The organism is Aeromonas sp. FDAARGOS 1404, from assembly GCF_019047085.1.
Taxonomy (GTDB): domain Bacteria; phylum Pseudomonadota; class Gammaproteobacteria; order Enterobacterales; family Aeromonadaceae; genus Aeromonas; species Aeromonas veronii.
Genome location: NZ_CP077237.1, coordinates 3,021,954 through 3,042,137, shown reverse-complemented (window position 1 = coordinate 3,042,137; position 20,184 = coordinate 3,021,954). Strand labels below are relative to the sequence as shown.

Sequence of the window (20,184 nt, the reverse complement as noted above, 5' to 3'; positions counted from 1 at the left end):
CAGGAGTACCCTTGCGATGACCCAAGCCAAACACAACCCCGTTATCCAGCGTGGCGCCCTGCTGCTCTCCCTGCTGATGGCGCATGGCATCGCGGTTGCGGCGCCGCCAAGCAAAAATGGCGATGGCATCAAGATCTCCGGTGATGACATCAAGATCAATCTCGACTGGGATGACAAAGAGTACGACTGGTGGCAGGACAACTGTCTGGATCTTGGCATTGGCGACAGCCGGATCAAACTCAACTGCGACAAGATGGATGGCAAGTACCGGGATCACTACAACCGCAGCATCCACAGCGGCAATAACCCCGGGCAAGGTCACGACAAACAGAAAGATAAAAACAAGGGCAACGACAAGAAGAACTGAACGCCCTCTCCTGATGCAGCAGGGGCCTGGTGCCCCTGTGCTGATTGTTTTACCAATAATTCTCCGCACTGATATTGCCCGGCGCCCGCCGCAGATTCTTGGCCAACCCCAGCGCCAGCAAGGTCTGCTGGGTCTCTTTCACCATCTCCGGATTACCGCAGATCAGCACCTGACTCAGCTCGGGTGAGAACTCCAACCCCACTCGATCCTGCAACTGACCATTGGCAATCGCCGCCGGGATCCGCCCTGCCATTGCATCGAGCCAGGGCTCGCGGCTGACAAAGGGGACATAGCGAAAGCGCTCGCCATATTGCTCGGCAAAGCTGGCGATCAAATCCTGATAGCTCAGCTCTTCGCCTTTGCGCACCCCATGTACCAGCACCAGATTGTCGAAACGGTTGAAGGCCTCGCCCTCGGCCAGCATGGAGAGGAAGGGGCCAATGGCGGTGCCGGTCGAGAGCAGCCAGAGATCGCGTCCGGCCGGAACCTCATCCAGTGTCAGAAAACCGGTGGCCAGAGACTGCACCAGCAGAGTGTCGCCCGCTTGCAGCGAGCCGAGGGAAGGGGTCAGCTCACCGCTCGGGATCTCGACCAGATAGAATTCGTGGTATGGCGCAGAGGGAGGATTGACGAAGGAGTAGGCGCGCTGAATGCGCCGCTCGCCCTGCTCAAGGGCCAGTTTGGTGAATTGACCTGCCTTGTAGGGGGCCAGATCGGCCGCTACCCGCAGGGAGAACAGAGTGGGTGTCCATTCGATGCGTTCGATGACGCGACCTTCGACCCAGGCCATAGAGATCTCCTCCAGAGGAACAGAGCTTCACTCTACCCCCGGGCCTGAAAATAAAAAACCCGCGCAAGTGCGCGGGTTTTCTCTGCAAAAGCGAATCGCTATTACAGGGCAACAACCTGGATCTGTACGGTTGCTTTAACGTCAGCGTGCAGCTGAACAGCAACTTCGTAGTCACCGGTGTTACGCAGAACGTTGCCCATGCGGACTTCGCTCTTGGCAACGGCTACGCCGGCAGCAGTGATGGCTTCAGCCACGTCACGGGTACCGATGGAACCGAACAGCTTGCCTTCGTCGCCAGACTTGGAAGCGATAACCACGGTAGCCAGTTCGGCCAGCTTGGCAGCACGCTCTTCAGCAGCAGCTTTGTTGGCAGCCAGTTTGGCTTCCAGCTCAGCGCGACGAGCACCGAAAGCTTCGATGTTGGCCTTGGTGGCCATAACAGCTTTGCCTTGCGGGATCAGGTAGTTACGGGCATAACCAGATTTCACGGAAACTTGGTCACCCAGACCGCCCAGTTTGGCGATTTTGTCGAGCAGGATAACTTGCATTACCTTTCCTCTATAAATTTCGTTGAGTTAGGCTTAAGTGCCGGGCCGATTCTTACTTGTTGTGCAGATCGGTGTACGGCAGCAGAGCCAGGTAACGAGCACGCTTGATGGCGCGTGCCAGCTGACGCTGATACTTGGCGCGGGTACCGGTGATACGGCTCGGTACGATCTTGCCAGATTCAGTGATGTAGTTTTTCAGAGTAACGATATCTTTGTAGTCGATCTCGGTAACGTTCTCGGCGGTGAAGCGGCAGAACTTACGACGACGGAAATAACGTGCCATGGCCTTTATCCTCTAGTCAGTGATCCAGAATTACTCTTCGGAAGCAGCTTCAGTAGCTTCTTCGCGGCGCTCGTCGTCACGACGGGTGAAGCGCTCTTCTTTGGCCTTGGCCATCGGAGAAACTTCAGTCACGGCGTGCTTGGTACGCATGATCATGTTGCGGATAACGGCATCGTTGAAGCGGAAGTTGGTTTCCAGCTCATCGATAACGGCTTGCTCTGCTTCTACGTTCATCAGAACGTAGTGGGCTTTGTGCAGTTTGTCGATCGGGTAAGCCAGCTGACGGCGGCCCCAATCTTCCAGGCGATGAATGGTACCACCGGAGGTGGTGATGGCGCCGGTGTAACGCTCGATCATGCCGGGAACTTGCTCGCTCTGGTCCGGATGAACCATGAAGACGATTTCGTAATGACGCATTTTAGCTCCTTACGGATTAATTCAGCCTCCGCCCAGGTGCAGCCAGACCTCGGAGGCAAGGAACATAAAGGTGTTTAGTCGCTGCTTTTCTAGGGCGGCGTATTGTACGAAATCACATCCCTCACTGCAACTGACTGCCTTAAATGTTTTTCCCGATGGAAATCATCAGAAACAACAATTGATAATGATTATCACTTAGATCTATTCTCTCTCCATATCCTTATGGAGGGTGATGCCATGCAACCCGCACTGACGACTACAATTCCAGCCCGCAAATTCAAACTGACCCTGCTCGGGCCTGCCTTTATCGCCGCCATCGGCTATATCGACCCGGGCAACTTCGCCACCAATATTCAGGCGGGCTCTACCTTTGGCTACCAACTGCTCTGGGTAGTGGTATGGGCCAACCTGATGGCCATGCTGGTGCAAACCCTCTCGGCCAAACTCGGTATCGTCACCGGCAAGAATCTGGCGGAGCACATCCGCGACCGACTGCCAAAACCGGCGGTCTGGGCCTACTGGGTGCAGGCAGAGATCATCGCCATGGCCACCGATCTCGCCGAATTTATCGGCGCCGCAGTCGGCTTCAAGCTACTGCTTGGCGTGACCTTGCTTGAAGGAGCCTGTATCACCGCCGTGGTGACCTGGGGGATCCTGATGCTGCAGTCCCGTGGTCAGAAACCACTGGAGTTCGTGGTCGGTGGCCTGCTGCTGTTTGTCGCGGCGGCCTACATCGTCGAGCTGATCTTCTCCCGCCCCCATCTGCCCAGCCTGCTGGAGGGGGCCCTCTTCCCCGGTCTGCCCAATAGCGATGCAGTCTATCTGGCCGCCGGTGTGCTCGGTGCCACCGTGATGCCCCATGTTATCTATCTGCACTCGGCACTGACCCAGCACACGCAGGATCAAGGCTCGGTCAGCCAGCGGCTGCACACCACCCGGGTCGATGTGGCGATTGCCATGACTATCGCCGGCTTCGTCAATCTGGCGATGATGGCGATGGCGGCCGCCGCGTTCCACAGCTCGGGCCACCAGCAGGTGGCGGAGCTGGAATCCGCCTATCAGACCCTCACTCCGCTGCTGGGTCAGGCAGCAGCCACCCTGTTTGGCCTCTCGCTGGTCGCCTCCGGCATCAGCTCTACCGTGGTGGGCACCCTGGCCGGGCAAGTGGTAATGCAGGGTTTTGTCCGCTTTACCACCCCGCTCTGGCTGCGACGCGCCATCACCATGGCTCCCGCCTTCGTGGTGATCGCCATGGGGCTCAACACCACCGAAATTCTGGTGTTGAGTCAGGTGATCCTGAGCTTTGGCATAGCGCTGGCCCTGATCCCGCTGTTGATCCTGACCGGCGATCGGGCGCTGATGGGGCAACATCGCAACCATCCGGTCACACAAGCCATAGGCCGCCTTATCGTTGCGCTGGTGATTGGCCTCAACGCCTATCTGCTGGTCGCCATGATCTAGCGAACCGTAAAACCGAGAAGAGGGGCTCATTAACACTGGTTAATGAGCCCTTTCGCACTTTGGCGTATGCTGCCGCTTTCTCTTCTCATTTATCGTTGCGGGAGCCTTGCCATGGAACATACCCGAGCCAGCTTCGTGCTGGGCCATCATCAGGAGCAGGCCAGCGTGGTCTGCTGCCAGCGTGGCGACACCACACTGCTGGTCACCGACCTCACCCCTTTTCATCCCCAGAGCCACCTCTGGCCCGATCAGCCGGGGGATGTGGGCCATGTTCGCTGGGAAGGAGGCGAAGCCACCATTGGCCCTTGCCGAATGGGGGCCATCAGCCCGGATGGCGAGCTGTTCGTCGATACTGCCATTCCGGTCAAGCGGGGCGCAGAGGGGTGGCGTTTCGTGGTGGTCCATCCAATGACCGGTGACCACGCGCTAGCCGTTGGCAGCCAGGTCGAATTGCAAGTAGATAGCGCTGCCCGCCACGCCCTGAGTCTGGGCCATAGTGGCTGCCATCTGGCGGCGCTGGCGCTCAATCGAGTACTCACCCCCTACTGGCGCAAGGAGGTAAGCGAGCGCGATGCACTGGGCCAGCCCGACTTCGATCGTCTTGCTATTCAAAGCTCGCGGGTCGAGCCTTGCGGATCGCGGGAGCAGTACCGCATAGGCAAGAGCCTGCGCAAGAAGGGGGTTAACAGCGAGGCGCTGCTGGCAGATCTGGCGCTGATTGAAGAGAAAGCCAACCAGCAACTGGCCGACTGGATCGCAGCCGGGAGCGAAATCCGCCGCAGCCGCGCAGGAGAGGCGATCATCGATTCGCGCTACTGGCACTGCACGCTGGAAGGCCAGGAGGTCACCATTCCCTGTGGCGGCACCCATGTTGCCTCGCTCGCCGAGTTGGGGGAGGCCAAGGTACAGCTCACTCAAGTGGAAGAGGACTTTGCCATGCTGACCCGGGTCACGCCAACCGGCGCCTGAGTCGCAGACTTGACTACTCAGGGCTAACGCCCAAATTGGCAATAGAGAAGTATCGCAAAGAGGGGGCATCATCATGCCCCTAAACGCCAGTCATGACGGACCGATGCTTCTCTTTTAACCACACCCTGATTAGAATGCGCCTCCCACAGGAGGCACATCCCCATGAGTAGTACTCAACTTCGCACCACCCCTGATCGACTTCGTTATCTGGTTCTCTACGAAGGCATAGGGCTGGCACTGGTCGCGCCGCTGATCAGCCAGCTGTTCGGTCAGGGCGTCGCCGAGGTCGGTTCACTGGCCATCTTCTTCTCCATCGTCGCCACCGCCTGGACCTATGGCTGGAACCTGTTGTTCGACAAGGGGTTGCTCAAACTTTGCGGGCGCACCAACAAGCGACCACTGGACCGCTTCCTGCATGCGTTTGGCTATGAGGCGAGCTTTATGATGCTCTCCCTCCCTTGTGTCATGTTCTGGCTCGATTTGGGAGTGTGGGACGCCCTGATGCTGGATCTCGGCTTCGTCGCCTTCTACCTCGTCTACATCATGGTCTTTACCTGGGCCTATGAGCGGATCTGGCCGCTGCCATCCAACCCGCAAACGGCATAAGGCCTCAGCCGCAACGAGGCTGACAGAAGGAAAAGTCAGGAAGGACTAATAGGAAGGATGGGAGAATCCCATAAAAACAATGCCAGTCAGCAAGCTGACTGGCATTGGACAAAACAGACTTTCGGACTTACTTGACGGCGTCTTTCAGAGCCTTGCCAGCCACGAATGAAGGCACGTTGGCAGCAGCAATCTGGATCTCTTTACCAGTTTGCGGGTTACGACCGGTGCGGCCTGCGCGGTGGGTGACCTTGAAGGTGCCAAAACCGACCAGTTGCACAGCATCGCCTTCTTTCAAGCTCTGGGTAATACCATTGATGATCTCTTCCAGAGCCACTTTGGCCTGAGCTTTGCTCAGATCTGCTTTGGCGGCAATCGCATCGACAAGTTGAGCTTTGTTCATAACATTTCCTTTATGATCGGGCATTTAGCGCTGGGTCACTCTATGCAAAAAAAAACGCACAGGCAAAGCCTTTATCGAGCCGAACGCGTCAAACGCTGGGGTTTTCATCAAGATCTGCGGAAATAGTCACATTCCACACGCGAAAAACCGTGAGCAGGCCTGAAACCTGCTAGCACGCAGACACAATCCGCTGACTATTTCTTCGCCACTTAACATTATCCCCCCATGGCTATTGACGCTTGCCCAGATTTTCCCTAGTTATAGGTTGTGTCACTGCTCAAACGGCTCGGAATACCGAACAATCGGCCGGCCTTTGCCCCACGGAGGGATAGGGATTATGTTGACGAAACTGGAACAGACCAAGCAGGCGCTGGCAGGCAAGCATAAGGCTATCGACGACTGGCTGGATGCAAGGCAAGCGTTGCTGGTTGGATACATGCAGCTGGCAGGCCTCACTCCGGCGCGGATCAAGCAACGCAGCCTGCCCAAAACAGAAGAGCTGCATCAGTTTTGCGACCGGCTGGTCGACTATGTCAGTGCAGGCCATTTCGAGATCTACCACCACGTCGTCACCGCCTTCGAGCAAGCCAGCGGCGAAACACTGGAGCTGGCCAAGCGCATCTATCCCCATATTCGTAACAGCACTGAATTCGCCCTCGAGTTCAACGACAAATACAGTGATGCCGACGAGGCCCAATTGCTGCTACTGGATGATGATCTCAACGAGTTGGGTCCGGTTCTGGAAGAGCGGTTCAAACAGGAAGATCGCCTGGTCAAGGCGCTTCATGTAGTGGAATCCTTGAGTACCCAGCAAGCCTGAATGCCATTTTCGGAGCAAGTTCAAGATACTGGCAACCAAGGTGGATTACACTCAGAGCAATGACCCTAGCGTCCACACTTATTGCATACAGGAGATGAGCATGTCTGAGCGCCGCCGTTTTGCACGGATCCTCTACTTGACCATGGCAGAACTCACCCAGGGGGAACAGAAGTGGCAGACCCAGCTTGTCGACGTCTCCTTGCAGGGAGCCCTGCTGATCCGCCCCGACGACTGGGAGAGCCGTGACAACAAGGAGTACCAGCTCAGCTTTATCCTGAGCGGTAGCGATATCGAGATCAAAATGCAGGTCGAGCTGACCCACGAAGCCAGCAAGAAGCTGGGTTTCTACTGCCACCACATCGATATCGACAGCGCCACCCATCTCAAGCGGATGATCGAGCTTAACGTCGGCGACGAAGAGCTGCTCCACCGCGAGCTGGAACAACTGCTGAGCGAACATCTGGAACATAGCCAGCCCTGATGGCAGGTTCCAGCCCATAAAAAAGAGCGCAGAGGCGCTCTTTTTGTTGTTCTGCTCTCTCGATTGCAATGCGGGACGATTACAGCGCCTCGAGTGCCTCTGACAGCTTCTTGACCGGCACCACTTCCATCCCTTCGATGGGATGCTTGGGGGCATTGGCGTGCGGCACGATGGCACGGCGGAAACCGTGCTTGGCCGCCTCCTGCAACCGCTCCTGGCCAGACGGCACCGGGCGAATTTCACCGGAAAGACCCACTTCACCGAACACCACCAGATCCTTGGGCAGCGCCTGATCCCGGAAGCTGGAGACCATCGCCAGCAGCAGCGCCAGATCCGCGCTGGTCTCCTCGACCTTGACCCCGCCGACCACGTTGATGAAGACATCCTGATCCGCCATCTGCAGCCCGCCGTGACGGTGCAGCACCGCCAGCAACATGGCGAGCCGGTTGTGATCCATCCCCACCGCCACCCGGCGCGGGTTGGAGAGCTGGGAGTAGTCCACCAGCGCCTGCAACTCCACCAGCAGCGGCCGGGTGCCCTCCCAGATCACCATGACGATGGAACCGGGCGCCTGCTCCTGCCCCCGGCTGAGGAAGATGGCGGAGGGGTTGCTCACCTCGCGCATCCCCTGTTCGGTCATGGCAAAGACCCCCAGCTCGTTGACCGCACCGAAGCGGTTCTTGTGGGAGCGCAGAGTCCGAAAACGGGAATCATGGCCACCATCGAGCAGCACAGAGCAGTCGATGCAGTGCTCCAGCACCTTGGGGCCCGCCAGACTGCCATCCTTGGTCACATGACCCACCATAAAGATGGCCACATGATTCTGCTTGGCGTAGCGGGTCAGCAACGCAGCCGCTTCGCGCACCTGAGAGACTGAACCGGGGGACGATTGCACATCCGCCACATGCATCACCTGAATGGAGTCAATCACCATGATCTGCGGCTGCTCCTGCTGGGCAATCAGGCAGATCTGCTCGACGCTGGTCTCGGAAAGCATCCGCAGCTTGTCGGTGGGTAGCCCAAGGCGGTTGGCCCGCATCGCGACTTGCTGGAGCGACTCCTCACCAGTGACATAGAGGGTTTTCATCCGCTCTGCGAGACCACACATGGTCTGTAGCAGCAGGGTGGACTTGCCCGCCCCCGGGTTGCCGCCGATCAGAATGGCCGAGCCGGGCACCACACCGCCACCAAGTACCCGATCCAGCTCCTTGAAACCTGAGGTAAAACGGGGAATTTCGGTGGTGGCGATCTCTGCCAGTGTCTGTACCTGACTGCCGACCGCGCCGGCATAACCGGTGTAACGGGCACTCTTGCCAGCGGGACTCACCGAACCGAGGCGCACCTCGGTAATGGTATTCCACTCCTTGCACTCGCTGCATTGACCTTGCCAGCGTGTGAAGTCGGCACCACATTCGGAACAAACATAAGCAGTTTTATTTTTGGCCATTGATAACTCGGGGACAGGATGAATTCCTGCTTGATATACTTGTTTGCGACCGACAGATCAAACCCAGAATCGGAAAAGTGACTTTCCGTGGCAGGAACAAATGGATTCAGAACACCAGCAACATCTGATTGAACAACTCGTCCCCTTGCTGCGGGAGAAAGATTTCGAGGAGATCTTCAACCGCATGACTCAGGAGGAAAACAGCAACAGCCGTTTTCTGATCAAGATGGAGCTCAAGCGCAAGTGCTCCCCCTGCCGCAGGGTCATCGATATGCGCGATGAGCTGGAGGATGAGTGCCTGGTGCATGAGTTTGACGGCATCACTCACTTCATGCCCGCCGATGCGATTGCCCTGTTCCAGTCCCAGTGCTATCTCTACCGCGATATCTATACCCTCGGTGTCTACGAGGCGCTGCAACAGTGGCAAAAACAGCACCACAACGCCCGCGTGGATGGTCAGCTGTCGCCACCGGCCAGCCCCTTCCGGCAATATGATGTCAATACCATTGCCTTTGCCAGCTACTATGGCCGCCGCCAGGAGCGGATGCACTTCAGCTCGCCGGTGCTGATCAAGTTTCAGGATGGTGAGAAGCTGTTCGCCAAGAGTTCCGATCTCTCGCTGGGTGGCATGCGGGTCTCGGTTCCCTATCTGCCGAACTATCACACCGGCGCCCAGGTGGAGGTCTTCTTTACCGGACTGGAGCGGGACACCCCTAATCCAGTGCTGCACCAGCCGGTCGGCTATCAGATCCTTGGCGAAGAGAGTAAAGAGGGGAAATACTGGCTGCGGCTGGTACGCTCCGGCGAACAGCCAGCCTTTGATGCCTTCCTCAGCGACTTTATCGATGCCAACAAGATCCGCTATCGGGTCAGCGTCGACTATCTGCTCTCCGCCGCCATCATCAAGGGGTATGAGCAGTTCTACCTGCCGCGGATGACCGGCATGCCGCTCTTCTTCGGCACCGGCGACAGCCCAAATCTCGAGATTGCCCTGCGTACGGAAAACAACCAGCACCTGCTGGAGTATTGGCGCGATGAGAAAAACCGCGATGCCCTCGCGGGGCTTTTCAGCGCAGAGCGGATGAAACGGCTCTGCCCGGCCCCCGGCACCACCACCGAGACCATCATCTACTGCTTTACCCACACGGTGCGCAGCCACATCTACTTCTTCTCCGCCACCGCCGAGGAGCTGCGTCAGAGTGGCCTCACCGCCCTCTTCTTCCAGGTGGGCTCACGCCGGCCCAGCTGGCGTGTCTACAAGTTCACGCTGGAGGCATGCGATCTGATCGAGGCGGATGTGGGGCAACTGCAGGGGCAGGACAACCCGCAGTTGCAAGACATCCTGCTGCTCGAGCGGCTCAAACAGATCGGCTATTGCGGCCTGCTGCAGGAGATCGGCCTGGAGTCCCAGCGGGAAGAGTTCCATCAGGAAGGGGTCAGCAACAACGCCAACGAGCTGCAACGCTTTGGTCACGAACAGGGGGTTGCCCCGTTCGAGATCGAGACCCTGCACTATGTTCAGCTGCGCAAGGAGTCGCGCTACATCCACAAGACCGCGGTCGCCATCCATCACAACGGCAAATCCTGGATCGGCTGGACCCGCGACATCTCGACTCACGGCCTGCAAATCGAGCTGGAAGATGCCTTTATCGGCGAGAAAAACGATGTGGTGACCATCGCCCTGCCCCGCTTGCAGGAGCTCTCCAAGAGCATGGATCTGCAGCGCCTCTCCTACCGGCTGGTCAGCCTCAACATGACCCGCACCGTGCTGCACCTCTGCATCGAAGGGGATTCGGATCGCCATACCGGCCGCCAATTCTTCAGCCTGCTGATCGAGAGCAACCAGAACAAGCTCAAGGCGGCGCAGGAGCAGCGCCGCTATCGCGGGCTGGCGCGGGCCCTGCGCAACATCTATACCCACCACCTGTTCAACTCGCCGGTCTACGTCAACAAGCTGAAAGGCGCGCCCAAACCGGCCTCCATCGGCAAGTCTCTGCAACCGCGCAGTCTGCAGCGGCTGCTGCAAGCCTGTGCCGAGCTGCCGGAGCAGGAGAACCTCTACCCGCTGTTTCAGGGGGAGCTGCTCAAGGAGCTGCTGATGAACCCGCTGCGTGCCATCGAGCGGGAGGACAAACCGAGAGAGGACGAGGTCTATATCGCCAGCATCCAGACCAAGGCCGGCCTGCCCATCTTCAGCAGCCGGCTGGCCAGCAGCTTTGCCAATGTCAAAGAGAAGCGTCAGTTCATCGAGCTGGCGCAGCAACAGGGGGAGTTCTACTCGGTGCTGGTCGGCATCTCCCGTACCGGACGGCCCGACACCAACTTCATCGCCAACGAGTTGGACTACATCGCCAAGTTCGCCATCCACAAGGCGCGCAAGCTGGAAGAGGAGCTGTGGAGCGTGGTGGGGGTAGGAGAACTGACCGATACCACCCAGGCCACCCTGTTCCGCTTTGGCATCACACCGCCGCTGAACTGAAGATCCGGAAACAGACAGAAATGAAACAGGGCGCTCGAGGCGCCCTGTTTTTTGTCATACCGCCTGCGGGTTGAGCAGCCAGTCGAGGATCTGGGGAAAGTGATCCTCCTGGGCCTGCGGGGCGGTCAGCATATTGATGTGGTCATAATCGAGGCGGTTGCCGTTGTCCCGCCCCAATCGGGTGTGACGTGTGGCCGAACCCATCTCGTCGCTGAAGCGGCGCACATCGATCGGGTGACCCAGCACCTTGTCCGCTTTGGCCGAAATCATCCAGAGCGGTGGCCAGTTGACCCGTGCCGCCGCCTCGTCATAGGCAAAACCGTCGTGAGGATCCTGCCAGGGGCCGCACTTGACCCAGGGGATGGTCTCCTGCAGATAGCGCAGCGGCTCGTCGTCAGCACCGATCTTCAGAGTACGAGCCGCCAGAAAACCACGGCGGCGAGCCAGCCAGGGGGCCAGCCGATTCCAGATCAGATCCACCTTCAGCCAGCGCTCGGGATTGTGCACCGACACACCGCGCTTGGTGCCAAAAAACAGCAGGCTGGCCACCTGATCCGCCAGCTCGGGGAATCGCACCAGGGTCGAGGCCATGATGACACCGCCCCAGGAGTGGGCCACCCAATGCACCTTGAAGCCATGATGGCGCTCGGCAATCCAGCGCTGCAGGGCGGGCAGATCCTCGGTGATCAGCTCATGCTGACCGTGCTCTGCCTGCTCGGCGATGGCAGGAGTGCTGAGCCCCCGCCCCCGCAAATCAGCCACATAGACCTGATAGCCGTGACGGGCCAGAAAGCAGGCCAGCCCCTTGCCCGATTCGGTATAGAAGATCCGCCCGTTCTCGATGGCGCCATGCACCATCAGGATCGGCTCTCCATGCACGGCGACCCGGGGTTTGATGTGGCGCACATGCAATTGATGGCCACCACAGGGGATAAACAGAGACTGCTGCAACAATTCCATTTTTATTGGTTTCCTCCTTGAAACACTGTCAGCGCTTGTCCCAGCGTTGCTCGCTACAGGCCCGCGCCGCCAGCAGGCAGATCACCCCCTCCAAATCGTGATGATTGAGGGTGGCCGCCGCCTGCGCCCGCACCAGCGGCTTGGCGTGAATGGCAATGCCAAGGCCCGCGACCCCCATCATTTTGAGATCGTTGGCACCATCGCCGATGGCCACGGTCTGGGCGGCAGCAATGCCGTACTCCTGAGCCAACTGCTGCAACACCTCGGCCTTGACGCTGGCGTCGACGATGCGCCCGCTCACCTTGCCGTTCAGCTGGCCCCCCTCCACCGCCAGCTCGTTGGCGAAGATGGCATCGAGCCCCAGCTCGAGCTGCAACTGGCCAGCAAAACGGGTAAAACCGCCGGAGGCGATGGCAACACGCCACCCCGCCTGTTTGAGGGTATCGACCATCAGCTGCAAGCCCGGCATCCAGGGCATCCATGCCGCCACCTCGTCGAGAATGGTGACCGGCGCCCCTGCCAGCAGGGCAACCCGATTGCGTAGGCTGTCGGAAAACTCCAGCTTGCCCTGCATCGCCGCGGCCGTCACTGCCGCCACCTGCTCGCCTACCCCGGCAAGGCGGGCAATCTCGTCGATACACTCGATGCGGATCGCGGTGGAGTCCATGTCCATCACCAGCAGGCCGGGCTCGTTCAAGGTCGGTAGCGCGGGTAGATGGCAGAGATCGATCTCCCACTCACCGCTCTTGAGCTCGGCCACCAGCTCGGAAGAGAAGCGATCGCAGCCAAGCAGCAGCAACGGCACGCCCGCCACCTCGGTGGGAGGATAGAGGGTGGCCGCCAACCCCTGTGCAGCCAACAAAGGTGACAGACACGCCAGATGGGAGGCGCCCAGCCCCTTGCCAAACAGCACCAACCAGCCGCCAGCTTGCGGAGTCTCTGTCGGTTGCAACGCATCTGCGTGGAGCTGCCAACAGGGTGAGCCGGACAACAACGCGGGCCAATCGGATAACAGAGGGGGGAGCCGGGACAACAACATAAGGGATACGCCTTCCTTGGTGATCAGGGGGTTAACAATGCTGGCCCAGAGTAGCGTATTGCTTTTTGTACAGGCAAGCGCCAAGATCCCGCCACTCCTTGTTACCATGAGGTCTCGCGCTTGCAGCGTCATCTTCCCATCAAACGTGTTCTCAGCCTGGGTGCCGGTATCCTGCTCGGATGCTGGGTACTCGGTGTGCTTATCCATATGCAAGGTGAAAGCCAGGCCTCGCTGCACAGCGAAGCGCGCAACCGGGCGCAGGCGCTGGTCGCCTATGCCGCCCGCGACATGAAACGCTGGATCAAGGAGGAGAAGAGCAGCGAGCTGGAGCGGCTGGCGCGGGATCTGGCGGCGGAGCCGGAGATCCTCGATGCCACCCTCTACGACGGACGCGGCATTCCCCTCGCCCAATCTGAGCAGGCGGTGCCGTTGGAGAGCCTGCTGCCCATCGGCAGCGATAACAAGTCACTGCCGGAGCAGGGCAAGGGGCGGATCCAGTTCGTGCAGGAGATCCGGGATGGCGAGCAGACCATCGGCTTCCTGCGCATCACCCTGGAAGAGCAGCAGATGCTGGCAGACAAGGACACCCGGCTCAAGGTGGTGCAGGAGAAACAGCGGCTGATGCTGCTGGTCGCCCTGCTTGCCGGGGTGCTCATCTCCTACGGTGTGCGCCGCAACTACATGCGGGTGCGCAAGCACAAGAAAAAGAGTACGCCCCCCTCGCCACCTCCGGAAAATTGATGGCGCAACCAGTGAGCAGATACAAAAACGGCGGCCAGAAGGCCGCCGTTTCTTATTCGCAAGGGAATTACTTGTCGCCCAGCAGGACGGAATCCAGCGCGATCTCGATCATGTCGTTGAAGGTCAGCTGACGCTCTTCAGAGGTGGTCTGCTCACCGGTACGGATATGGTCGGAGACGGTGCAGATGGTCAGCGCCTTGGCACCGTACTCTGCGGCTACGCCGTAGATACCGGCGGCTTCCATCTCGACACCCAGGATGCCGTATTTTTCCATGACGTCGAACATGGAGGGATCCGGAGTGTAGAACAGGTCGGCGGAGAAGATGTTGCCCACGCGCACGGCAACGCCCTTGTTCTTGGCAGCCTGCACAGCATTGGCAACCAGGTCGAAGTCAGCGATGGCAGCGAAGTCGTGATCCTTGAAACGCAGACGGTTTACTTTGGAGTCGGTGCAGGCGCCCATACCGATCACTACATCACGCAGTTTCACATCTTCACGCACGGCACCGCAGGAGCCGACGCGGATCAGGGTCTTCACACCGTAATCGGTGATCAGCTCTTTTGCGTAGATGGAGCAGGAGGGGATACCCATGCCGTGGCCCATTACGGAGATACGACGGCCCTTGTAGGTACCGGTAAAGCCGAACATGTTGCGCACGTCGCAGATCTGCTCGACGTTCTCCAGGAAAGTCTCGGCGATGTACTTGGCGCGCAGGGGGTCACCCGGCATCAGCACGGTATCAGCAAAGGCGCCATCTTTCGCATTGATATGAGGAGTTGCCATTCTCTTGATTCCTTCACACTTGGGTTGAGTTTTATTGTCTTTATTAAAATTGCCCGCCACCGGAGTGGCGGGCGGGTAAATTACAGGAAGCTGGTACCGTATGCCAGTTTGGGCAGACCGTGGTACGCCGCAATGCTCTGGCCGATGTCGGCGAAGGTCTCGCGACGGCCGACGGAACCGGCCTTGACCGGCTTGCCGTAGAACAGTACCGGGATGTACTCGCGGGTATGGTCGGTACCGCTCCAGGTCGGGTCACAACCGTGGTCTGCGGTCAACACCACCACGTCGCCATCCTGCAGCAGGTCGAACAGCCCAGGCAGGCGGGAGTCGAAATACTCCAGCGCATCGGCGTAGCCCTTCACGTCGCGACGGTGACCGTAGGAGGAGTCGAAGTCGACGAAGTTGGTGAAGACGATGGTGTTGTCACCGGCCGCTTTCACCTCTTCCAGGGTGCGATCCCACAGCTCGGTCAGACCGGTACCCTTCACCTTCTTGGTGATGCCCTGCTCGGCATAGATGTCGGCGATCTTGCCGATGGAAACCACCTGACCACCCGCGTCCTTCATGTAGTCCAGTACGGTCGGTGCCGGCGGCAGCACGGAGTAGTCGTGACGGTTGCCGGTACGTTTGAAGTTGCCTTTGCCACTGCCCACGAACGGACGCGCGATGACGCGGCCGATGTTGTAGGGCTCCAGCAGCTCACGCACGATGTGGCACAGCTCATAGAGCTTCTCGAGGCCGTAGGTCTCTTCGTGACAGGCAATCTGGAACACCGAGTCGGCAGAGGTATAGAGGATCGGCTTGCCGGTGCGCATATGCTCTTCGCCCAGATCATCCAGCACCTGGGTACCGGAGGCGTGGCAGTTGCCGAGGTAACCCGGCAGACCAGCCTTCTCGACAATGGCATCCAGCAGCTCCTGCGGGAAGCTGTTGGTGTGATCCTTGAAGTAGCCCCACTCGAACAGTACGGGCACACCGGCGATCTCCCAGTGACCGGACGGAGTGTCCTTGCCGGAGGAGAGCTCCTGAGCGTAGCCGTAGGCACCGACCACCTCGATATCTTTCTTAAGACCTGCCGGGAAGGTGCCGGAAGCCTGTTCGCAAGCGTGGCCGAGGCCCAGCTTGCTCAGGTTAGGCAGATTGAGGGCACCACGGCCCTGCGCTTCACCAGCCGCACACGCCTTGGCGATATGGCCAAGGGTATTGGCGCCCGTGTCTCCGAACTTGTCAGCGTCGGCGGCAGCGCCGATACCGAAAGAGTCCATCATCAGGATAAAGGTACGTTTCATGGGACTTCCCCTTGTTACAAATCAGCCAGGGTGATACGGCGGTACACTTCAGGCAGTGCCTCGGGCCGCTCGCCACCAATCCGGACAGCCGCCTGCACCATGCTGGCAGCCTGAGCATATTGCTCTTCAGTCTGAGCGTGGATCATGGCGATCGGCTTGTCAGCATCGACACTCTGACCCAGGCGGATAAAGTCGGTCAGACCAACCGCATAATCAAGTTTGTCACCGGCAGCGCGGCGACCACCGCCCATGGCGACCACGGCCAGACCCAACTCGCGGGTATCCATGGCGGTCACGAAACCGCTGTTGGCCGCGAAGACCGGGCGCACGATGGCAGCCTTGGGCAGGTAAGCGTCGTAACGCTCCATAAAATCGGACGGGCCGCCGAGGCCAGTCACCATGCGACCGAAGATCTCGGCCGCCTTGCCGTTATCCAGCACCGCCTGCAGCTTGGCACGGGCATCGCGCTCGTCGCTGGCAAGACCGGCGGAGATCAGCATCTCGGCACACAGCGCCATGGTCACTTCGTGGATCCGCGGGTTGCGATATTCACCTGTCAAGTAGCGCACAGCTTCACGCACTTCCACCGCGTTACCGGCGCTGGAGGCCAGCACCTGGTTCATATCGGTCAAGAGCGCAGAGGTGCGGCAACCGGCACCGTTGGCCACGGCCACAATGCTCTTGGCCAGCTCTTCGGACGCTTCGAAGGTCGGCATAAAGGCGCCGGAGCCCACTTTCACATCCATCACCAGCGCTTCGAGCCCGGAGGCGAGCTTCTTGGAGAGGATGGAGCCGGTGATCATGGCGACAGATTCGACGGTGGCGGTGATGTCCCGTACTGCATAGATACGCTTGTCAGCCGGAGCGAGATCGCCGGTCTGGCCGATGATTGCGACACCCGCCTCTTTCACCACTTTCAGGAAACGATCGTTGTCGACCGAGGTCTGGTAGCCAGGAATGGCGTCCAGCTTGTCGAGGGTACCGCCGGTGTGGCCCAGGCCACGGCCGGAGATCATCGGCACGAAACCGCCACAGGCAGCGACCATCGGGCCGAGCATCAGGGAGACAACGTCACCCACACCACCGGTGGAGTGCTTGTCGACAATCGGGCCACCCAGATTGAGGTGATCCCAGGTCAGCACCATGCCGGAGTCGCGCATGGCGCAGGTCAGGGCGACCCGCTCATCCATGGTCATGTCTTTGAAGTAGACCGCCATCGCCAGCGCCGCAATCTGCCCCTCGCCGATGGTGTTATTGGTAATGCCCTGAACGAAGAATTGAATCTCTTGGGTACTGAGCGCTTCACCGTTGCGCTTCTTGCGAATAATTTCTTGAGGCAAAAACATCTTTCATTCCCTCCGCCATTGCTGGCGTTACACAAGCCTGAATCCTTGCCCGCACACCGCATGGTGGGGGCTAACAGGGCGGACAGCAGTCCGCCCTCTCATCAACCTATTAGTAACCGCTGGTGTTGGCCGGCTTGTCGCCATGCCCCAGAGTGGCCAGCAGACTGGCCAGCAGGCTGGATGCACCAAAGCGGAAGGTACGGGCGGATACCCAGTCGTTGCCGAGGATCTCTTCGGCCATGGCCAGGTACTGACCGGCAACGGCGGCATCTTTCACGCCACCAGCTGGCTTGAAGCCGACTTTCGGATTCTTGGCCTTGATCACTTCCATCATGATGCGTGCCGCTTCCGGGGTCGCATTGACCGGCACCTTGCCGGTGGAGGTCTTGATGAAGTCGGCACCGGCATCGATACAGATTTCGGAAGCGCGACGGATCAGCGCCTCTTCTTTCAGCTCGCCGGTTTCGATGATCACTTTCAGCAGCACGTTGGCACCGCAGGCCTCTTTACAGGCTTTGACCAGATCAAAACCAATCTGTTCATTACCAGCCATGAAGGCGCGATACGGGAACACCACGTCCACTTCGTCAGCACCGTAGGCGACTGCGGCACGGGTTTCGGCCACGGCGATCTCGATGTCGTCGTTGCCGTGCGGGAAGTTGGTCACGGTCGCAATGCGTACGTCGGCAGCGCCGATCTCACGCAGGGTCTTGCGAGCGATAGGGATAAAACGGGGGTAGATGCAGACGGCGGCGGTCAGGCCAGCCGGTGACTTGGCCTTATGGCACAGGTCGATCACCTTCTGATCGGTGTCGTCATCGTTCAGGGTGGTCAGGTCCATCAGGTTCAGGGCGCGCTGAGCGGCCACTTTCAGATCAGTCATTCTGTTCTCCAAAGTCTCGATTTAATCCAGATAACCGGGCACCACCATACCATCCAGCGATGGATGCACAGGCAGTAATCCCCAGCTATACGGGAATGGAATTACAGTGCGAAGGCACCGGCACTATCGGGATGTTATTCAAAACACCCTGCAGGCACTGCGACTGTAAATAAGGCAAGAGCCCTGTCACTTTCTTACAAAAGTGCGGACTTGGTTCCATGAAGACTTGAGAAAGGCCGACAGCATCTGACCCGACTTCCCAATCAATTCCATTTGACCGCCAACACCCGATTTCATCGAGTATTAGTCATTGCCAGCACCCTGCTGGCAACGCCTATTTCAGCCGAGATACCCCCTGTTTGCAAGCCGGATTTGCCAATTTCAGAGGTACCTCACATCTGGCAAATCCAGGTCTAAAAAAGCCTTACGAAAAGAAACGGGTCAGGATCCAGGAGTAGGCCAATCCCCCCAGATAGACCCCGACGATCCCCATTACCCCGGACAAAACGGGAGGCGCCGGGATCGGCAATTTGAGGAAAGAAAACAACAAACCAACTATAAAGCCGGCCACCATCGCCAGTAGCACTTCATTCATATAACCTCCGATTTGACTCATTTTATTATTAGTTTAGATAGGAAAACGGTTGTCACCGCTCCATACGCGAACGCCACGGCAGATGCCGTGGCGTTCGTGTTTATACCCTGTCAGTCAGGCGGCGATTACATGCCGGACAGTGCCAGGAAGAAGCCTGCGATAGTGGCAGACATCAGGTTGGACAGAGAGCCAGCCAGTACGGCTTTCAGACCAAAGCGTGCAATGGTGCCGCGGCGGTTCGGCGCCATGGACCCCAGACCACCCAGCAGGATGGCAACAGAGGAGAGGTTGGCAAAACCACACAGCGCGAAGGAGATGATCGCCTTGGTGTGATCGGACATGGCCACACCGTTGATCAGCACTTCGTCTTTCAGGTACGGAGCAAAGTTCAGGTAAGCCACGAACTCGTTCACTACCAGCTTCTGACCGATGAAGGAACCGGCAACCACTGCTTCATTCCAGGGCACACCGATCAGGAAGGCCAGCGGGGAGAAGATCCAGCCCAGCAGCAGTTCCAGAGAGAGTTGCGGATAACCGAACCAGCCACCCACACCGGAGAAGATACCGTTGATCATGGCGATCAGACCGATGAAGGCCAGCAGCATGGCGCCGACGTTCAGGGCCAGTTGCATACCGGCAGAGGCGCCAGCAGCAGCAGCGTCAATGACGTTGGCAGGCTTGTCATCCAGCTCGGCATCGGCAGAGCTTTCGTCGTAGTTCGGGGTCTCGGTCTCGGGAACCAGCAGCTTGGCGAACAGCAAACCACCCGGTGCAGCCATGAAGGAGGCAGCAATCAGGTACTCCATCTTCACGCCCATGGAGGCGTAACCAGCCAGTACGGAACCGGCAACGGAAGCCAGACCACCACACATGACGGCGAACAGCTCGGAGTCAGTCATCTTGGCGATGTAGGGACGAACCACCAGCGGCGCTTCGGTCTGACCGACGAAGATGTTGGCAGTTGCAGACAGGGATTCGGTGCGGGAAGTACCCAGTACTTTCTGCAGACCGCCGCCCAGCAACTTGATGACCATCTGCATGATGCCCAGGTAGTAGAGCACTGCAATCAGGGAAGAGAAGAAGATGATGACCGGCAGAACACGGAAGGCAAAGACAAAGCCGCCGCCACCGAACACTTCAAACATCTTGTTGCTGACCAGACCGCCAAACAGGAAGTCGATCCCGTTCTGGCCGTAGCTGATCACGCTGGATACCGCGTCGGACACGCCGACCAGGATATCGCGACCAACCGGAACATAGAGAACAAACGCCCCCAGACCGGCTTGAATTGCGAACGCACCGACAACGGTACGGACGTTGATTGCCTTGCGATTGCTGGAGAACAGCACCGCGATAAGGACGAGCGTCGCCATCCCTACCAGACCCATGAACAAATTCATTATTATCTTCCTCTAGTAGCACCTGGCTTGTTAGCGAGTTGTTATCAAACCCAACTAATCAAGGGGAGCGCATTATACT

General features: G+C 58.8%; 22 protein-coding genes. 8 read left to right on the top strand and 14 right to left on the bottom strand.

Annotated elements, in window-relative coordinates:
- Nucleotides 1-16: 16 nt before the first annotated feature.
- Complete coding sequence (locus tag I6L34_RS14210) at nt 17-367, top strand: hypothetical protein (protein ID WP_058056756.1); 351 nt, start codon at nt 17-19, stop codon at nt 365-367.
- Between the two features lie 49 nt (nt 368-416).
- On the opposite strand, the gene I6L34_RS14205 is transcribed toward I6L34_RS14210, so the two are convergent.
- The 4 genes from I6L34_RS14205 to rpsF all read right to left on the bottom strand — a co-directional run bounded on the left by I6L34_RS14205 (nt 417) and on the right by rpsF (nt 2,405).
- Nucleotides 417-1,157: a ferredoxin--NADP reductase gene (locus tag I6L34_RS14205; RefSeq protein ID WP_216954867.1), complete on the bottom strand. Its 741-nt coding sequence runs from the start codon at nt 1,155-1,157 to the stop codon at nt 417-419.
- Between the two features lie 101 nt (nt 1,158-1,258).
- Nucleotides 1,259-1,705 carry a 50S ribosomal protein L9 gene (rplI, locus tag I6L34_RS14200; protein ID WP_005340490.1) on the bottom strand — a complete coding sequence of 149 codons (447 nt, stop codon included), beginning with the start codon at nt 1,703-1,705 and terminating at the stop codon, nt 1,259-1,261.
- Nucleotides 1,706-1,757: 52 nt separating this feature from the next.
- Nucleotides 1,758-1,988 carry a 30S ribosomal protein S18 gene (rpsR, locus tag I6L34_RS14195; protein WP_005308890.1) on the bottom strand — a complete coding sequence of 77 codons (231 nt, stop codon included), beginning with the start codon at nt 1,986-1,988 and terminating at the stop codon, nt 1,758-1,760.
- 30 nt (nt 1,989-2,018) lie between these two features.
- Nucleotides 2,019-2,405 carry a 30S ribosomal protein S6 gene (gene rpsF, locus I6L34_RS14190; RefSeq protein ID WP_005308887.1) on the bottom strand — a complete coding sequence of 129 codons (387 nt, stop codon included), beginning with the start codon at nt 2,403-2,405 and terminating at the stop codon, nt 2,019-2,021.
- Between the two features lie 237 nt (nt 2,406-2,642).
- Here rpsF and I6L34_RS14185 point away from each other — a divergent pair, with 237 nt between their 5' ends.
- The 3 genes from I6L34_RS14185 to I6L34_RS14175 all read left to right on the top strand — a co-directional run bounded on the left by I6L34_RS14185 (nt 2,643) and on the right by I6L34_RS14175 (nt 5,441).
- Complete coding sequence (locus I6L34_RS14185) at nt 2,643-3,866, top strand: Nramp family divalent metal transporter (RefSeq protein ID WP_216954866.1); 1,224 nt, start codon at nt 2,643-2,645, stop codon at nt 3,864-3,866.
- A 111-nt stretch (nt 3,867-3,977) separates the two neighbouring features.
- Nucleotides 3,978-4,835 (top strand): hypothetical protein, encoded by an 858-nt coding sequence (locus tag I6L34_RS14180; protein ID WP_216954865.1) that lies wholly within the window; start codon nt 3,978-3,980, stop codon nt 4,833-4,835.
- A gap of 162 nt (nt 4,836-4,997) precedes the next feature.
- Nucleotides 4,998-5,441 (top strand): PACE efflux transporter, encoded by a 444-nt coding sequence (locus tag I6L34_RS14175; RefSeq protein ID WP_005358045.1) that lies wholly within the window; start codon nt 4,998-5,000, stop codon nt 5,439-5,441.
- Nucleotides 5,442-5,568: 127 nt separating this feature from the next.
- Here the strand turns inward: I6L34_RS14175 and hupA are convergent, their stop codons facing one another.
- Nucleotides 5,569-5,841 (bottom strand): nucleoid-associated protein HU-alpha, encoded by a 273-nt coding sequence (hupA, locus tag I6L34_RS14170; protein WP_005340484.1) that lies wholly within the window; start codon nt 5,839-5,841, stop codon nt 5,569-5,571.
- A 337-nt stretch (nt 5,842-6,178) separates the two neighbouring features.
- Between hupA and rsd the strand changes: the two genes are divergently transcribed.
- On the top strand, nt 6,179-6,661 hold the full coding sequence (rsd, locus tag I6L34_RS14165) for a sigma D regulator (RefSeq protein WP_216954864.1): 483 nt from the start codon (nt 6,179-6,181) through the stop codon (nt 6,659-6,661).
- Nucleotides 6,662-6,761: 100 nt separating this feature from the next.
- Nucleotides 6,762-7,142, top strand: coding sequence for a PilZ domain-containing protein (locus I6L34_RS14160; protein ID WP_005340482.1), 381 nt, complete (start codon nt 6,762-6,764; stop codon nt 7,140-7,142).
- Nucleotides 7,143-7,221: 79 nt separating this feature from the next.
- On the opposite strand, the gene radA is transcribed toward I6L34_RS14160, so the two are convergent.
- Nucleotides 7,222-8,589: a DNA repair protein RadA gene (radA, locus tag I6L34_RS14155; protein ID WP_005340481.1), complete on the bottom strand. Its 1,368-nt coding sequence runs from the start codon at nt 8,587-8,589 to the stop codon at nt 7,222-7,224.
- Between the two features lie 100 nt (nt 8,590-8,689).
- Here radA and I6L34_RS14150 point away from each other — a divergent pair, with 100 nt between their 5' ends.
- Complete coding sequence (locus tag I6L34_RS14150) at nt 8,690-11,068, top strand: PilZ domain-containing protein (RefSeq protein ID WP_058056750.1); 2,379 nt, start codon at nt 8,690-8,692, stop codon at nt 11,066-11,068.
- A 54-nt stretch (nt 11,069-11,122) separates the two neighbouring features.
- Here the strand turns inward: I6L34_RS14150 and I6L34_RS14145 are convergent, their stop codons facing one another.
- Both I6L34_RS14145 and serB read right to left on the bottom strand, forming a co-directional pair.
- Nucleotides 11,123-12,028: an alpha/beta fold hydrolase gene (locus I6L34_RS14145; protein ID WP_216954863.1), complete on the bottom strand. Its 906-nt coding sequence runs from the start codon at nt 12,026-12,028 to the stop codon at nt 11,123-11,125.
- Nucleotides 12,029-12,056: 28 nt separating this feature from the next.
- Nucleotides 12,057-13,067 (bottom strand): phosphoserine phosphatase SerB, encoded by a 1,011-nt coding sequence (gene serB / locus I6L34_RS14140; RefSeq protein WP_216954862.1) that lies wholly within the window; start codon nt 13,065-13,067, stop codon nt 12,057-12,059.
- 120 nt (nt 13,068-13,187) lie between these two features.
- Here serB and I6L34_RS14135 point away from each other — a divergent pair, with 120 nt between their 5' ends.
- Entirely contained in the window at nt 13,188-13,808 is a 621-nt protein-coding gene (locus tag I6L34_RS14135) for an AhpA/YtjB family protein (protein ID WP_005340472.1), read from the top strand.
- A gap of 67 nt (nt 13,809-13,875) precedes the next feature.
- On the opposite strand, the gene deoD is transcribed toward I6L34_RS14135, so the two are convergent.
- The 6 genes from deoD to I6L34_RS14105 form a co-directional block, all read right to left on the bottom strand.
- Nucleotides 13,876-14,592 carry a purine-nucleoside phosphorylase gene (deoD, locus tag I6L34_RS14130; protein WP_005340471.1) on the bottom strand — a complete coding sequence of 239 codons (717 nt, stop codon included), beginning with the start codon at nt 14,590-14,592 and terminating at the stop codon, nt 13,876-13,878.
- Nucleotides 14,593-14,672: 80 nt separating this feature from the next.
- Complete coding sequence (locus I6L34_RS14125) at nt 14,673-15,881, bottom strand: phosphopentomutase (RefSeq protein ID WP_216954861.1); 1,209 nt, start codon at nt 15,879-15,881, stop codon at nt 14,673-14,675.
- A 14-nt stretch (nt 15,882-15,895) separates the two neighbouring features.
- Nucleotides 15,896-17,227: a thymidine phosphorylase gene (deoA, locus tag I6L34_RS14120; RefSeq protein WP_216954860.1), complete on the bottom strand. Its 1,332-nt coding sequence runs from the start codon at nt 17,225-17,227 to the stop codon at nt 15,896-15,898.
- 109 nt (nt 17,228-17,336) lie between these two features.
- Nucleotides 17,337-18,110, bottom strand: a complete 774-nt coding sequence (gene deoC / locus I6L34_RS14115; protein ID WP_005340468.1) for a deoxyribose-phosphate aldolase — start codon at nt 18,108-18,110, stop codon at nt 17,337-17,339.
- A gap of 424 nt (nt 18,111-18,534) precedes the next feature.
- Complete coding sequence (locus tag I6L34_RS14110; protein ID WP_005340467.1) at nt 18,535-18,705, bottom strand: XapX domain-containing protein; 171 nt, start codon at nt 18,703-18,705, stop codon at nt 18,535-18,537.
- Between the two features lie 125 nt (nt 18,706-18,830).
- The gene (locus tag I6L34_RS14105; protein WP_005340466.1) at nt 18,831-20,105 is read right to left on the bottom strand and encodes a NupC/NupG family nucleoside CNT transporter; all 1,275 of its coding nucleotides are present in this window, start codon (nt 20,103-20,105) and stop codon (nt 18,831-18,833) included.
- Between the last annotated feature and the right edge of the window lie 79 nt (nt 20,106-20,184).

Excerpts from the sequence above, each read along its gene's own strand:
- I6L34_RS14210 (WP_058056756.1), top strand. The coding sequence starts at position 17 with ATGACCCAAGCCAAACACAACCCCGTTATCCAGCGTGGCGCCCTGCTG.
- I6L34_RS14205 (WP_216954867.1), bottom strand. The coding sequence starts at position 1,157 with ATGGCCTGGGTCGAAGGTCGCGTCATCGAACGCATCGAATGGACACCC.
- rplI (WP_005340490.1), bottom strand. The coding sequence starts at position 1,705 with ATGCAAGTTATCCTGCTCGACAAAATCGCCAAACTGGGCGGTCTGGGT.
- rpsR (WP_005308890.1), bottom strand. The coding sequence starts at position 1,988 with ATGGCACGTTATTTCCGTCGTCGTAAGTTCTGCCGCTTCACCGCCGAG.
- rpsF (WP_005308887.1), bottom strand. The coding sequence starts at position 2,405 with ATGCGTCATTACGAAATCGTCTTCATGGTTCATCCGGACCAGAGCGAG.
- I6L34_RS14185 (WP_216954866.1), top strand. The coding sequence starts at position 2,643 with ATGCAACCCGCACTGACGACTACAATTCCAGCCCGCAAATTCAAACTG.
- I6L34_RS14180 (WP_216954865.1), top strand. The coding sequence starts at position 3,978 with ATGGAACATACCCGAGCCAGCTTCGTGCTGGGCCATCATCAGGAGCAG.
- I6L34_RS14175 (WP_005358045.1), top strand. The coding sequence starts at position 4,998 with ATGAGTAGTACTCAACTTCGCACCACCCCTGATCGACTTCGTTATCTG.
- hupA (WP_005340484.1), bottom strand. The coding sequence starts at position 5,841 with ATGAACAAAGCTCAACTTGTCGATGCGATTGCCGCCAAAGCAGATCTG.
- rsd (WP_216954864.1), top strand. The coding sequence starts at position 6,179 with ATGTTGACGAAACTGGAACAGACCAAGCAGGCGCTGGCAGGCAAGCAT.
- I6L34_RS14160 (WP_005340482.1), top strand. The coding sequence starts at position 6,762 with ATGTCTGAGCGCCGCCGTTTTGCACGGATCCTCTACTTGACCATGGCA.
- radA (WP_005340481.1), bottom strand. The coding sequence starts at position 8,589 with ATGGCCAAAAATAAAACTGCTTATGTTTGTTCCGAATGTGGTGCCGAC.
- I6L34_RS14150 (WP_058056750.1), top strand. The coding sequence starts at position 8,690 with ATGGATTCAGAACACCAGCAACATCTGATTGAACAACTCGTCCCCTTG.
- I6L34_RS14145 (WP_216954863.1), bottom strand. The coding sequence starts at position 12,028 with ATGGAATTGTTGCAGCAGTCTCTGTTTATCCCCTGTGGTGGCCATCAA.
- serB (WP_216954862.1), bottom strand. The coding sequence starts at position 13,067 with ATGTTGTTGTCCCGGCTCCCCCCTCTGTTATCCGATTGGCCCGCGTTG.
- deoD (WP_005340471.1), bottom strand. The coding sequence starts at position 14,592 with ATGGCAACTCCTCATATCAATGCGAAAGATGGCGCCTTTGCTGATACC.
- I6L34_RS14125 (WP_216954861.1), bottom strand. The coding sequence starts at position 15,881 with ATGAAACGTACCTTTATCCTGATGATGGACTCTTTCGGTATCGGCGCT.
- deoA (WP_216954860.1), bottom strand. The coding sequence starts at position 17,227 with ATGTTTTTGCCTCAAGAAATTATTCGCAAGAAGCGCAACGGTGAAGCG.
- deoC (WP_005340468.1), bottom strand. The coding sequence starts at position 18,110 with ATGACTGATCTGAAAGTGGCCGCTCAGCGCGCCCTGAACCTGATGGAC.
- I6L34_RS14110 (WP_005340467.1), bottom strand. The coding sequence starts at position 18,705 with ATGAATGAAGTGCTACTGGCGATGGTGGCCGGCTTTATAGTTGGTTTG.
- I6L34_RS14105 (WP_005340466.1), bottom strand. The coding sequence starts at position 20,105 with ATGAATTTGTTCATGGGTCTGGTAGGGATGGCGACGCTCGTCCTTATC.